At 61.6% G+C, this 13,235-nt stretch carries 9 protein-coding genes; 7 read left to right on the forward strand and 2 right to left on the reverse strand.

Annotated features, from left to right (window positions below; genetic code table 11):
- The first annotated feature begins 19 nt into the window (after positions 1 to 19).
- The 3 genes from ACLH0H_RS13945 (at position 20) to ACLH0H_RS13955 (ending at position 5,907) form a co-directional block, all read left to right on the forward strand.
- Positions 20 to 1,810, forward strand: a complete 1,791-nt coding sequence (locus ACLH0H_RS13945) for a DUF1302 domain-containing protein (RefSeq protein ID WP_411378489.1) — start codon at positions 20 to 22, stop codon at positions 1,808 to 1,810.
- A gap of 26 nt (positions 1,811 to 1,836) precedes the next feature.
- Positions 1,837 to 3,195 (forward strand): DUF1329 domain-containing protein, encoded by a 1,359-nt coding sequence (locus ACLH0H_RS13950; protein ID WP_411378490.1) that lies wholly within the window; start codon positions 1,837 to 1,839, stop codon positions 3,193 to 3,195.
- A gap of 210 nt (positions 3,196 to 3,405) precedes the next feature.
- The gene (locus ACLH0H_RS13955) at positions 3,406 to 5,907 is read left to right on the forward strand and encodes a LuxR C-terminal-related transcriptional regulator (protein ID WP_411378491.1); all 2,502 of its coding nucleotides are present in this window, start codon (positions 3,406 to 3,408) and stop codon (positions 5,905 to 5,907) included.
- Here the strand turns inward: ACLH0H_RS13955 and ACLH0H_RS13960 are convergent.
- Positions 5,904 to 6,779 carry a helix-turn-helix domain-containing protein gene (locus tag ACLH0H_RS13960; RefSeq protein ID WP_411378492.1) on the reverse strand — a complete coding sequence of 292 codons (876 nt, stop codon included), beginning with the start codon at positions 6,777 to 6,779 and terminating at the stop codon, positions 5,904 to 5,906. The genes ACLH0H_RS13955 and ACLH0H_RS13960 overlap by 4 nt on opposite strands.
- A gap of 137 nt (positions 6,780 to 6,916) precedes the next feature.
- Between ACLH0H_RS13960 and ACLH0H_RS13965 the strand changes: the two genes are divergently transcribed.
- Positions 6,917 to 7,831: a DMT family transporter gene (locus tag ACLH0H_RS13965; protein WP_411378493.1), complete on the forward strand. Its 915-nt coding sequence runs from the start codon at positions 6,917 to 6,919 to the stop codon at positions 7,829 to 7,831.
- Positions 7,832 to 7,893: 62 nt separating this feature from the next.
- On the opposite strand, the gene norR is transcribed toward ACLH0H_RS13965, so the two are convergent.
- A complete protein-coding gene (gene norR, locus ACLH0H_RS13970) occupies positions 7,894 to 9,438 on the reverse strand; it encodes a nitric oxide reductase transcriptional regulator NorR (RefSeq protein ID WP_411378494.1) in 1,545 nt (514 codons plus the stop codon).
- Positions 9,439 to 9,587: 149 nt separating this feature from the next.
- On the opposite strand from norR, the gene hmpA reads away from it, so the two are divergent.
- The 3 genes from hmpA to cyoA all read left to right on the forward strand — a co-directional run bounded on the left by hmpA (position 9,588) and on the right by cyoA (position 13,234).
- Positions 9,588 to 10,769, forward strand: coding sequence for an NO-inducible flavohemoprotein (gene hmpA, locus ACLH0H_RS13975; RefSeq protein WP_411378495.1), 1,182 nt, complete (start codon positions 9,588 to 9,590; stop codon positions 10,767 to 10,769).
- Positions 10,770 to 10,990: 221 nt separating this feature from the next.
- On the forward strand, positions 10,991 to 11,497 hold the full coding sequence (locus tag ACLH0H_RS13980) for a disulfide bond formation protein B (protein ID WP_076949924.1): 507 nt from the start codon (positions 10,991 to 10,993) through the stop codon (positions 11,495 to 11,497).
- Positions 11,498 to 12,292: 795 nt separating this feature from the next.
- On the forward strand, positions 12,293 to 13,234 hold the full coding sequence (gene cyoA / locus ACLH0H_RS13985) for a ubiquinol oxidase subunit II (protein ID WP_057724001.1): 942 nt from the start codon (positions 12,293 to 12,295) through the stop codon (positions 13,232 to 13,234).
- Position 13,235: the final 1 nt, after the last annotated feature.

Below are 13,235 nucleotides of genomic sequence, written 5' to 3' on the forward strand. Positions count from 1 at the left end.
CACTCACCGGGGAAGACGCATGACAAAAACAACAATGCGCGCCATCTTCAAGCCACAGGCGCTGGCCGCTGCGGTTGCATTGGGTTGCTGTGCCCAGGCACAGGCTGTTTCATTCAACATTGGCGAGATCGAAGGGCAATTCGATTCCTCGCTGTCGGTAGGCTCGAGTTGGGGCATGCGCGATGCCGACAAGAAACTGGTGGGTACCGTCAATGGCGGTACCGGCCAAGCGTCCACCGGTGATGACGGGCGCTTGAATTTCAAGAAGGGCGAGACCTTCTCCAAGATCTTCAAGGGCCTGCACGACCTTGAATTGAAATACGGCGACACCGGCGTGTTTGTGCGCGGCAAATATTGGTACGACTTCGAACTCAAGGACGAAGACCGCGAGTTCAAGCCAATCAGCGACCACAACCGCAAGGAAGGCGCCAAATCCAGCGGTGCGCAGATCCTCGACGCCTTTGTCTATCACAACTACTCGCTGGGCGACCTGCCGGGCACCGTGCGTGCCGGCAAGCAGGTGGTGAGCTGGGGCGAAAGTACCTTCATCGGCAACTCCATCAACAGCATCAACCCCATCGACGTCTCGGCGTTTCGCCGCCCAGGTGCCGAAATCAAGGAAGGCCTGATCCCGGTGAACATGCTGTTCGCCTCCCAGGGCCTGACCAACCAACTGACCGTCGAAGGGTTCTACCAGCTGGAATGGGACCAGACGGTGCTGGATAACTGCGGCACGTTCTTTGGCGGCGATGTGGCGGCGGATGGCTGCACCAATAATTACACCGTGGGTAACCCCGCGATCGCGCCGCTGCAACCGGTGGCCGCTGCGTTTGGCCAAGGGTTTGGCGTGGTCAATGAAGGAGTGATCGTGCGTCGCGCCGGCGACCGTGATGCCCGCGATTCAGGCCAGTTCGGTACGGCCTTGCGTTGGTTGGGGGACGACACGGAGTACGGCCTGTACTTCATGAACTACCACAGCCGTACGCCCATTGTGGGCACCATCACCAACACGACCAGCCTGGCTACGCTCGGCGCGATCTCCGGCACCGCCAACGCCATCGCGCCAGGCTCCGGTGCCGGCCTGGTCCAGAGCCTGATGCTTGGGCGTGGCCAGTACTACCTCGACTATCCAGAAGATATCCGCCTGTTCGGCGCCAGTTTCTCCACAACCTTGCCCACTGGGACGGCATGGACCGGGGAAATCAGCTACCGTCCGAATGCGCCGGTGCAATTGAACACCACCGACCTGACCCTGGCCCTGATCAATCCCGTCGCCGGCCAACTGGCCTCACCCATCCGCAGCAATTTCGGTTCCGACAACAAAGGCTATCGCCGCAAGGAAATCACCCAGATCCAAAGCAGCATGACCCAGTTCTTCGACCAGGTCCTGGGCGCCGAGCGCCTGACCCTGGTGGGCGAAGCGGCGATCGTGCACGTCGGCGGCCTGGAGGATAAATCCAAGCTGCGCTACGGCCGGGACTCGGTGTACGGCGCCTATGGTTTCCAGGGCGACACCGACGGTTTCGTCACCTCCACCTCCTGGGGCTACCGTGCGCGGGCGATCCTGGACTACAACAATGTGATCGCCGGGATCAACCTCAAGCCCAACCTGTCCTGGTCCCACGACGTCGCCGGCTACGGCCCCAACGGCCTGTTCAACAAAGGCGCCAAGGCCATCAGCGCAGGTGTCGACGCGGACTACCGCAACACCTACACCGCCAGCCTCAGCTACACCGACTTTTTTGGCGGTGACTACAACACCCTGACCGACCGTGACTTCCTCGCCCTCAGCTTCGGCGTGAACTTCTGATTTGGCTTAAAGAAGGACAAGACTCTATGCGTAAGATATTTGCGGTAATGGCCCTCAGCCTGTTGGCTGCCAACGTAATGGCCGCTGTGTCGCCGGACGAGGCGGCCAAGCTGGGCACCACCTTGACCCCGGTAGGCGCCGAAAAAGCCGGTAATGCCGATGGCTCGATCCCGGCGTGGACCGGCGGCATTCCGAAAAACGCCGGCGCGGTGGACAGCAAAGGCTTCCTCGCCGACCCGTTCGCCAGTGAAAAGCCGCTGTTCGTGATCACCGCGGCCACGGTCGACAAGTACAAGGACAAACTCTCCGACGGCCAGGTCGCGATGTTCAAGCGCTACCCCGAAACCTACAAGATCCCGGTCTACCCGACCCACCGCACGGTCAACCTGCCGCCCGACATCTATGAGTCGATCAAGCGCAGCGCGCTGAACGTCAAGGCGATCAACGACGGCAACGGCCTGGAAAACTTCACTGGCAACCGCTACTACGCCTTCCCGATTCCGAAGAATGGCGTGGAGGTGCTGTGGAACCACATCACCCGCTACCACGGTGGCAACCTGCGCCGCATCATCACCCAGGCCACGCCGCAGACCAACGGCAGCTACACGCCGATCCGTTTCGAAGAAGAAGTGGCGGTGCCGCAACTGATCCCCGACATGGACCCGGCCAAGGGCGCCAACGTGCTGACCTTCTTCAAACAGTCGGTGACCGCGCCGGCGCGCCTGGCGGGCAACGTGCTGCTGGTGCATGAAACCCTCGACCAGGTGAAAGAGCCGCGCCTGGCGTGGATCTACAACGCCGGCCAGCGCCGCGTACGCCGAGCGCCGCAAGTTGCGTATGACGGGCCGGGCACTGCGTCCGATGGCCTGCGCACTTCCGACAACTTCGACATGTTCTCCGGCGCCCCGGACCGTTACGACTGGAAGCTGGTGGGCAAGAAAGAGATGTACATCCCCTACAACAGCTACAAGCTCGACCAGCCGACGCTCAAGTACGACGACATCATCAAGGCCGGCCACATCAACCAGGACCTGACCCGCTATGAGCTGCACCGCGTGTGGGAAGTGGTGGGCACGGTCAAGCCGAGCGAGCGGCACATCTACGCCAAACGCCACATGTACATTGACGAAGACAGCTGGCAGGTGGCACTGGTGGATCACTACGATGGCCGTGGCCAATTGTGGCGGGTTGCCGAAGGCCATGCGCAGTTCTACTACAACCACCAGACCCCGGCCTACACCGTGGAAACCCTGTACGACATCATCGCCGGGCGCTACCTCGCGTTGGGCATGAAGAATGAAGAGAAAAGCAGCTTCGTGTTCGGCTTCAATGCCAGGGCGGCGGACTACACCCCGGCGGCACTGAGGGCTGAAGGCGTTCGCTGATCCTCACCTGAAATACAATCCAAATGTGGGAGCTGGCTTGCCTGCGATAGCGGTAGTGAATTCACCACCGCCATCGCAGGCAAGCCAGCTCCCACAGTGGGTTTTGTGCATGTCTTTCAATCATTGTGCTGAATCTTTCTTCAACAAACGCCAACCACAGGACTAGGGTAGCGGTCAGGTTGCATAACAATAAGAACGCAGGATGCAGCAATGACCGCCATGACACGCTGCCTGGACCGTCCTGGATTCATGCCTCGGCTGTCCGCCCACCATCTGCTGCGCCCGCGCTTGGCCGAGCCGTTGCTGGCGCCGCCGGTACGGGTCAAGTTGCTGTGTGCGCCTGGCGGCAGCGGCAAAAGTGCGTTGCTGGCCGAATGCGCGTTACAGGCGCCGGCCGGCTGCCAGGTGTACTGGCTGGCGCTCAATGGCGTTGCCCTTGGCCCAAGCGACTTTTGCCGGCGCCTGGCGCAGCACCTCGGCCTGCCGTTCAGCGATGAAGCGACGTTGCTGCTGGACCTGGCTCGCTGGCAGGCCCCGGCATGGTTGTTCATCGATGACTTCTGTCGTTTGCCCACCCCCGAAACCGATGCGTTGCTCGACCGCCTGCTGACCATCAGCAGTCCGGCCCTGACCTGGTGGCTCGGCGCGCGGCGCCGGCCCTTGTGCAATTGGCCCCGGTTGCTGCTCGACGACGAACTGCTGGAGTGTGGCGCCGACCTGGCATTCAACCCTGCCGAGATCCAGCAACTGCTCATTCATTCCCCAGGACAATCCGTCGACAGCGTCATGCAGTTCAGTGCCGGCTGGTGCGCCGGTGCGCGTATCGCATTGCTGGGGGACGGCCATCCGCAAAAGACCTTGCTCGATTATTTGCAGCACGAGCTGTTCAACACCTTGGCGCCCGAGCTGGCCGAAGCCTGGCGCGTGCTGGCGCATCTGCCGCGTTTCAATCCGGGATTATGCGAGCACCTGTTCGGCGCCGGCGACGGTGGCCAATACCTGCGCGAGCTACAGGCCCTCGGCGCGTTTATCCAGTCTTGGGAAGACACCGACTGGCTGCAGGTTTTCCCTCCGCTTGCGCAATTGCTGCGCGATGAACCCTGGCCGGCCAAGCGCTCCTGGCACCGGCGCGCGTGCCAATGGTTCACCGCCGAACAGGACTGGCAGGCGGCGTTTGAACAGGCGCTGCTGGCCGAAGAATACGAAGTGGCGGTCAGCCTGTTGCAGCACTTCAGTTTCGAAGACCTGTTCCGCCAGCAGAACGCCGTATTGCTGCTGCGCCTGCATGAAGAGCATGGCGATGAATTGATGCTCGGTTCGGCGCAACTGGTGGGGCTGGTAACGGCGGCGCTGCTGTTTGCCGGGCGTTTCGAGCAGGCCGCGCAGTGTATCGATCAGCTTGCGCGGTTCGCGCCGCAACCGACGGCGGCGCAACAGCGGCACTTGCTGGCGCGGTGGCAGGCGCAGTGGGGTTGGCTGCTGCATCTGGACGGCGATGCCGAGCGTTCGCGCGAACATTTCATCGAAGCACTTCAAGCCTTGCCCGACAGTGCCTGGACGTCGCGGTTGATGTGCTTGTCGGGGCTGACTCAACAAGCCTTGCTGCGCGGTGAACTGGACGTGGCCCAGACCCTCAACCGCGAGGCGTTGTGCCTGGCCCGCGCCCACGGCTCGTTGTTGCTCGAAGCCTTGCTCGAGCTGGATCACGCGCAATTACTGGAACAGCGCGGTGCCCCCTATCGCGCCCAGAGCCTGCTGGAAAACGTGCAGGCGATGCTGCTCAAACAGCAACTCACCGCCGGACCATTGGTTGGGCGTATCGCGCTGCGGCGCGGGCATCTGGCGTTGCGCCAAGGGCACGACAGCCTGGCCGCCGAGTGCTTCGAGGCCGGCTTGAAGATCTGCCTGCACAGCCAGGACAAGCGTGTGCTCTACGGGTTTCTCGGCCTGGCGCTGTTGGCCGCCAACCGTGGCGACTATGCCCAGGCGTTTGTACAACTGCGTGAGGCCGAACGGCTGATGCAGCAACGCCAAGTACCCGACACGGTCTACCGCGCGGTGTTGCTGCTGGTCAGCGGGCACTTCTGGTTGCAGCAGGGCCGCGCCGAATTGACCGCACAAGCGATGCGCCGCGTGCTTCGCCATTTTCGCGGGCCCCAGGCCAAGCAAGCGCCGCCGGCCACCCTGGAACTGATCCCGCGCCTGGAATACCTGTTGGTGCTGGCGGAAGTGAAACTGGGTTGTGCCGATCAGCCGCTGGCGCGGCTCAACGCCCTGCTGCAAACCACGCGTCAACGCGGCATGCTCTGCCTGGAAACCGAGCTGCACCTGGTGCTGGGCGAAGTCGCTTGGCACGTCGGCGACCCTGTCCTGGCGCGTCGCTCGCTGCAAACCGGGCTGGAACTGGCGACGCGTTGCCAGGTGCAGCAGGCGATCCGCGAACTGCGGCTGCGTTCACCGGCGCTGTTGAGCGAGCTGGGCATGGAACCGGCGGTGTCGACTTCGGGCGCACTGGACAATCCCCTCAGCCAGCGCGAGTTGGAAGTACTGCAATTAATCGCCCTCGGCAACTCCAACCTGGAAATCGCCGATCGCCTGTTCATCTCTTTGCACACCGTCAAGACTCATGCGCGGCGCATCCACAGCAAGTTAGGGGTGGAGCGGCGTACGCAAGCGGTGGCCAAGGCGAAAACCCTGGGGTTGATGACCTAGGCGCAGAACGCCTGACGGTACTCGCCGGGGGTGGCGCCCATGGCCTGGCGAAAGCGGTGGGTGAAGTGGCTGGCGCTGGAAAACCCGCACATCAAGGCAACCTCCCCCAAGGCCAGCGTGCCACCGCGTAGCAGGGCCTGCGCACGGGCCAGCCGTCGCGCCAGCAGGTATTGATGGGGCGGCAGGCCGAAACTCTGGCGGAACATCCGCGCGAAATGGTATTCCGACAACGCACACAGCCCGGCCAGTTGGCCCAGGGTGATCGGCTCCTCCAGATGCTGCTCGACATACTCCACCAGCAATCGCCGTTGATACGCCGCCAACCCGCCCTTCAGGCGCAGCCCGTCGCGGGCACCCACCTGACTGAGCAGGGTGTGGCTGAGCAGTTCATGGGCCAGGCTGCTGGTCAGCAAGCGCTCGGCGGGTTCGTGCCAGTTCAGCGCGATCAACCGGTGAAAGCGCCGCGCCTGGCCGGCGTCTTCCAGAAAGGTGCTCTCGCGCAGTTGCAGCGTGCGCGGTTCGCGGTCCAGGAGGGTGACGCAGCCCAGGGCAAACTGCTCCGGGCTGAAATACACGTGGGCCAGGCGGATCTCGCCGTTGATCACCCAGGCCGACTGATGCTCGGCGGGCAGGATGCACAGCTTGTCGGGCCCGCCCTTGGTACCCGGCTGGTCACGCCGAAAGGTGCCGGTGCCGCCGCCGATGTAGCAGGACAAGGTGTGATGGCTGGGGGCCTGGTAATCCTGCGCGTCATGGTGATTGCTCCACAAAGCCGCGGACACGCCGTCACCGAGCTCGGCGCAGGCTTCCAGGCGTGCGTGGGGCGAGCGGTTAAGGGCTTGGAAAACGTGCAGCGATTGCAGATCAGGCATGGTTCATTTCTCCGACGCCTTGCATGCTACTCCCCGCGGTGGGCGCTGTGATCCCGTCGCCCGACAAAAGCGCAAGAATGTGCAAGAGCGCAACACGGCCCAGGCGCGACACTGCGGCTCAACCGATGGAGCCCGCTATGAACCTTTCCTTGTATTTACTCACCGTGCTGATCTGGGGCACCACCTGGATCGCCCTTAAATGGCAGCTGGGCGTGGTGGCGATTCCTGTGTCGATCGTTTATCGGTTCGGCCTGGCGGCGCTGGTGCTGTTTGCGTTGTTGCTGCTCAGCCGCAAGTTGCAGGTGATGAACCGGCGTGGGCACCTGATCTGCGTGGCCCAGGGGCTGTGCCTGTTTTGCGTGAACTTCATGTGCTTTCTTACGGCCAGCCAGTGGATCCCCAGCGGTCTGGTGGCGGTGGTGTTTTCCACCGCCACGCTGTGGAACGCACTGAACGCCCGCGTGTTCTTCGGCCAGCGCGTGGCGCGCAATGTGTTGATGGGCGGCGGGATGGGCTTGATGGGCTTGGGCTTGCTGTTCTGGCCGGAACTGGCGGGGCACACCGCCAGCCCGCAGACCTTGCTTGGCCTGGGCTTGGCCTTGTTGGGCACGATGTGTTTCTCGGCGGGCAATATGCTGTCGAGCTTGCAGCAAAAGGCGGGCCTCAGGCCTCTGACCACCAATGCCTGGGGCATGGCGTATGGCGCCTTGATGCTTGCGACCTACTGCACGGTGCGTGGGATCCCGTTCGAGATGGACTGGAGCGCGCGGTATGTCGGCGCGTTGGGGTACCTGGTGATCCCGGGCTCGGTGATCGGGTTTACGGCTTACCTGACGCTGGTAGGGCGGATGGGGCCGGAGCGGGCGGCGTATTGCACGGTACTGTTTCCGGTGGTGGCGTTGAATGTGTCGGCGTTTGTCGAGGGCTATCAGTGGACGGCGCCGGCGTTGATGGGGTTGGTGTTGGTGATGGTGGGGAATGTGTTGGTGTTTCGAAAGCCGAAGCCAGCAGTAGACCTTTGTAGGAGCGAGCTTGCTCGCGAAGGTCGTTAACAATGACGCGTCCATCTTGAATGAACGCGGTGTTCTTGAGTTTTTCGCGAGCAAGCTCGCTCCTACTTGAGGCCAAGGCGCTTGGCCATGCGGCCGAGGTTGGCGCGGTCCAGGCCCAGTTCGCGGGCGGCGCTGGCCCAGTTGTGCTGATGGCGTTCCAGGCAAGCGTTGATCACTTGGCGTTGATAATGCTCGGTGGCCTGGCGCAGGTCGCCGCTGACAATGGGCACAACCTCAGACTGCTCTTCGACCAACGGCGCGCTGACGTCGGGCAGATCCAGGTCCTGGGCGCTCAGGCTGAGAATCTTCGGACGCTCGCGACAGTTACCCAGGGCTTTAAGCGCGCTGCGTCCGATCAAATGTTCCAGCTCGCGCACATTGCCTGGCCAGTTATAAGCCAGCAGCGCCGCCTGGGCATCGCTGGTCAGGCGCAGGCTGCCCAGGCCCATGCGCGAGCGGTTCTGTTCAAGGAAGAAACCGGCCAGCAGCAACACATCGCGCCCGCGTTCGCGCAGCGCCGGGACTTGCAGCGGGTATACGCTCAAGCGGTGGTAGAAGTCGGCGCGGTAGCGACCCTGGCGCACTTCGCCGGCCAGGTCGCGGTTGGTGGCGGCGATCAGGCGCACATCCACCTGGTGCTCCTTGTCCGACCCCAGGCGCTGCAACTGGCCGCTTTGCAGCACCCGCAGCAGCTTGGCTTGTACCGTCAGCGACAGCTCGCCGACTTCATCCAGGAACAACGTACCGCCATTGGCCAGTTCGAACTTGCCGCGGCGCTCGTTCAATGCGCCGGTGAAGGCGCCGCGCACATGGCCGAACAGTTCGCTTTCCACCAGGGTTTCCGGCAGGGCGGCGCAGTTGAGGCTGATCAGTGGTTTGTCCGCGCGGGTTGAGGCGGCGTGAATGGCCTGGGCCACCAGTTCCTTGCCCACGCCGGTTTCGCCGGTGATCAGTACGGTCAGGTCGCTGCCGCCTACCAGCTTGATTTCCTCGACCAGGCGCTTGTGCGTCTTGCTCTGGCCGATCATTTCCTTGTGCTGCTGGCCGCTGGCCTGGCGGTAGATCTCGGCGCGCTGGTGCTCGTCTTCGGCGCGCAACGCCAGGCGCTCGATGCGTTCGGCGACGTTGACGGTGGCAGCGGCGAGGCTGGCGAAGGCTTGCAGGGCGTCCAGTTCTACGCGTTTGAAGCGCTCGGTGTCGAGCGCGTCCAGGGTCAGCAGGCCCCAGGGCTGGTCATCGACGAACAGCGGGCAACCCATGCAGTCGTGCACTTCCAAGTGCCCGTGCAGCCCGTCGACCAGGCCGTCGTAGGGGTCTGGCAACTCGCTGTCACTGTCAAAACGCGTGGGGCCGGGGCTGCTCAGCAGCACGGCAAAACGCGGGTGCTCGCTGACCCTGAAGCGTCGACCGAGGGTGTCGGCGCTCAAGCCATCCACGGCCAGTGGCACCAGCCATTCGCCGTCCAGCCGCAACAGCGCGGCGGCGTCGCAAGGGAGCAGGGCGCGCATGGCTTGCAACAGGCGGCGGTAACGCTCGCCTTCGGGCAGTTCGCGGGACAGGTCGGCGACCAATGGCAGCAGGGTGGTGAGCAGCGGTTGCGCAGTCATAATGACCCCTTTTGTAGTCCTTATGACTATAAGGTGTAGGGTGTCATACTGACTACTTATAATTTAACTCATTGAAAATTAAGGATTTATAAGTTGGCACGAATACTGAGTACACCAGGATAATCAGTGAAGAAGCCCAGGAGGCTCCCATGCTAAGCGCCCAAGACCGTGCCATCGTCAAATCTACCGTGCCCCTGCTGGAAAGCGGCGGTGAAGCGCTGATCACCCATTTCTACCGCATGATGCTGTCCGAGTACCCCGAGGTTCGCCCGCTGTTCAACCAGGCCCACCAGGCCAGCGGCGACCAGCCGCGTGCCTTGGCCAACGGCGTGTTGATGTACGCGCGGCATATCGACCAGTTGGATCAACTGGGCGACCTGGTGGCCAAGATCATCAACAAGCACGTGGCCCTGCAGATCCTGCCGGAGCATTACCCGATCGTCGGGGCCTGCCTGTTGCGCGCTATTTCCGAAGTGCTGGGCAGCGAGATCGCGACCCCCGAGGTGATGACGGCCTGGGGCAATGCCTATGGGCAACTGGCGGACATCCTGATCGGCGCCGAAGCCGCTATCTATGAAGAGAAAGCCCAGGCCCCGGGCGGCTGGCGCGGTGCGCGGGCGTTCACCGTGGTCAAACGTGTGGAGGAGAGCGCCGAGATTACCTCGTTCTATTTCGCGCCGGCGGACAACGGGGCGATCCTTGCCGCAGCGCCGGGCCAATACATCGGCATGAAACTGGTGCTCGACGGCGAAGAAGTACGCCGCAACTATTCGCTGTCGGCATTGAGCGATGCGGGCCAGTACCGCATCAGCGTCAAGCGCGAGGCCGGCGGGCGGGTCTCCAACTACTTGCATGATCAGCTGCAGGTCGGTGCCACGATTGACCTGTTCCCGCCGTCGGGCGAGTTCACCCTGGCGCCCGGCGAAAAACCGCTGGTGCTGATCAGCGGCGGTGTGGGCATCACACCCACCTTGCCAATGCTCGAAGCTGCGCTGGCCACCCAGCGTCCGGTGCACTTTATCCACTGCGCGCGCAATGGCGGGGTGCATGCATTCCGTGATTGGGTGGATGCGCTGGCGGCCAAACATCCGCAACTCAAGCGCTTCTATTGCTATGCCGAAGATGACGGCGTGAGCCCGGCGGCGGACAAGGTCGGCCTGTTGAGTCAGGAACAACTGGCCGCCTGGTTGCCCGAGCAACGCGACATCGATGCTTACTTCCTGGGGCCTAAAGGCTTCATGGCGGCGGTCAAGCGCCACCTCAAGGCGCTGGGCGTGCCGGAGAAGCAGAGTCGCTATGAATTCTTCGGCCCGGCTGCTGCCCTGGAATAAAATCTAACGGTTCACACTGTCCAATGTGTGCGGGCTTGCTCGCGAATGCGGTTAATCAGTCATTTATAGGCTAACTGACACACCGCTTTCGCGAGCAAGCCCGCTCCCACATTTGGTTCTGCATTCCCCTCGATTAATCCCCCGTTAACCCCCCTCTGTTTAAACCACTCCCTGTGTGTAAACTTGCGGCCATTGGCACAACCAAACAAAGGGAACCGGAGATGAGTGACGAATTGCGATTAGGCAGGGAGCGGCGCTTTCTGGTGTTGCTGGGCATCATCTGCCTGGCGCTGATCGGCGGTGCGCTGTACATGCAGGTGGTGCTGGGCGAGGCGCCGTGCCCGCTGTGCATCCTGCAACGCTACGCCTTGCTGTTGATCGCGGTCTTCGCGTTCATCGGCGCGGGCATGCGCACCAAGGGCGCCCTCACGTTTTTTGAAGGGCTGGTGATACTCAGCGCCCTCGGCGGTGTGGCGGCAGCCGGTCACCATGTGTACACCCAATTTTTCCCGCAGGTCAGCTGCGGCGTCGATGTGCTGCAACCTATCGTCGACGACTTGCCCCTGGCCAAGGTGTTTCCCCTGGGCTTCCAGGTCGATGGCTTCTGCAGCACCCCCTACCCACCCGTGCTGGGCCTGTCACTGGCACAGTGGGCGCTCGTGGCGTTCGTGCTGACCGTGATCCTGGTGCCCCTGGGCATCTATCGAAATCGCCAGCGCAACGCCTGACGCTGATCCGCGCAAACGCCCCGGTCTTTCTTGAAGGAAGGCCGGGGCGTTTTTGCTTGCAGGAATTTTGTGAACAGAACGTGACGCCGGGCAATTTCGGGTGCGCGCAGTGTGCGACATGTTGTCACACGGAAGCTGCCGCAGGCCATTTCCGAGCGCCCGGCCAGGCCCTTGGATTTGCATAAAACGGCCAAGATGTGCTGTCAGTTTATAGTCCTTTCGATCTCGCCAATCTCGCGCCGTGCCAGGAATTTTGTGATGTCCCAATGCCTTGATTTATGGGGGCTCGCTTCGGTTTGGCAGGCCCTTACGCAGGGTAAGGGGGGCGATGTATTGCCCTATAACACGGCGATTTTTGTGGTTTTTGTTGAGAATCGAACGCGATAAGATCGCGAACCTTTGCAATATTGGTGAAGGATTATTGCTGTAATCGATAAAAATTATTTCTTTATCAGACATGGTTTATACATCGCCAGCTAACTACAATCGCCCGCACTGAATGTCCGGTGCCGTTCAATCTTTGAGCACTGGAGCGGTCGAGGGGCAGATGGATGGCTCTGTGCGACCCCAAGGTTCCGGCAGCCTTCCAACTATCCGCACCAAATGGAATTGGTCTGTAATAAGGCCTTTAACCACGAAATCGAATAAGAACTCACCGCAGGTCCGTGAAACGTTCCTTTATGACGTGATGGGCAGGCTCTTATTCAATCGAAGAGAAATGCCAACCCTTGGCAGGGTGAAGTGTTGGCGATCAAAACCCAACTGCATTGCGCAAGCTGCTTTAGAGGTCGTGAGATGAGTAAAAACAGGTACCCCCGATTACTAGGCTTTTTGCCGCTGCTTGGCATGATGTTAATGCTGGGAGGCTGCAAGTGGACCTTGCTCGACCCAAAAGGACAGGTCGGTCTGGATGAACGAAACCTGATCATCACCGCCACCCTGCTGATGCTGCTGGTCGTGGTGCCTGTGATCATCATGACCTTCGCCTTCGCCTGGAAATACCGCGCGTCGAACACCAGCGCCACCTACGCGCCGAAGTGGTCGCACTCCACCAAGATCGAAATCGCGGTGTGGCTGGTCCCGATCCTCATCATCATTGCCCTGGGTTACGTGACCTACAAGTCCACCCACGCACTGGACCCGTACCGTCCGCTGGAATCCGACGTCAAGCCGATCAACATCGAAGTGGTCGCGCTGGACTGGAAGTGGCTGTTCATCTACCCGGACCTGGGTATCGCCACTGTGAACCAGATCCGGTTCCCGGAGCACACCCCGCTGAACTTCAAGATCACCTCCGACGCTGTGATGAACTCGTTCTTCATCCCGGCCCTGGGCGGTCAGATCTACGCGATGGCAGGCATGCAGACCAAGCTGCACCTGATCGCCAACCAGAAAGCTGAAATGGAAGGCATCTCCGCCAACTACAGCGGCGCTGGCTTCACCGGCATGAAATTCAAAGCGATCTCGACGAGCCAGGAAGACTTCAACGCCTGGGTAGCCGAAGTCAAGGCCGCACCTAAACAGCTTGATCAAGCTGAATACGACGCCCTGACCAAACCAAGCCAGAACAACCCAGTCGCCCTGTACTCCGCGTTTGAGCCGAACCTGTTTCAAAAAATCGTCGACAAGTACGAAGGTATGAAGCCAGGCAAGCCGGTCAAGCACGAGAAGAAAGAAGTGGCCGCGGTTGAAGGTTCTGACACGGGCGCGCATTCAACTGCTGGGGCAGAGGAGTAAA

Origin of the sequence: Pseudomonas sp. MPB26, assembly GCF_046605355.1 — a bacterium.
Classification (GTDB): Bacteria; Pseudomonadota; Gammaproteobacteria; order Pseudomonadales; family Pseudomonadaceae; genus Aquipseudomonas; species Aquipseudomonas cedrina.

What these genes read in the sequence shown, in the direction of transcription:
- ACLH0H_RS13945 (WP_411378489.1), top strand. Translation starts at nt 20, where the DNA reads ATGACAAAAACAACAATGCGCGCCATCTTCAAGCCACAGGCGCTGGCC.
- ACLH0H_RS13950 (WP_411378490.1), top strand. Translation starts at nt 1,837, where the DNA reads ATGCGTAAGATATTTGCGGTAATGGCCCTCAGCCTGTTGGCTGCCAAC.
- ACLH0H_RS13980 (WP_076949924.1), top strand. Translation starts at nt 10,991, where the DNA reads ATGAGTGACGAATTGCGATTAGGCAGGGAGCGGCGCTTTCTGGTGTTG.
- ACLH0H_RS13960 (WP_411378492.1), bottom strand. Translation starts at nt 6,779, where the DNA reads ATGCCTGATCTGCAATCGCTGCACGTTTTCCAAGCCCTTAACCGCTCG.
- cyoA (WP_057724001.1), top strand. Translation starts at nt 12,293, where the DNA reads ATGAGTAAAAACAGGTACCCCCGATTACTAGGCTTTTTGCCGCTGCTT.
- norR (WP_411378494.1), bottom strand. Translation starts at nt 9,438, where the DNA reads ATGACTGCGCAACCGCTGCTCACCACCCTGCTGCCATTGGTCGCCGAC.
- hmpA (WP_411378495.1), top strand. Translation starts at nt 9,588, where the DNA reads ATGCTAAGCGCCCAAGACCGTGCCATCGTCAAATCTACCGTGCCCCTG.
- ACLH0H_RS13955 (WP_411378491.1), top strand. Translation starts at nt 3,406, where the DNA reads ATGACCGCCATGACACGCTGCCTGGACCGTCCTGGATTCATGCCTCGG.
- ACLH0H_RS13965 (WP_411378493.1), top strand. Translation starts at nt 6,917, where the DNA reads ATGAACCTTTCCTTGTATTTACTCACCGTGCTGATCTGGGGCACCACC.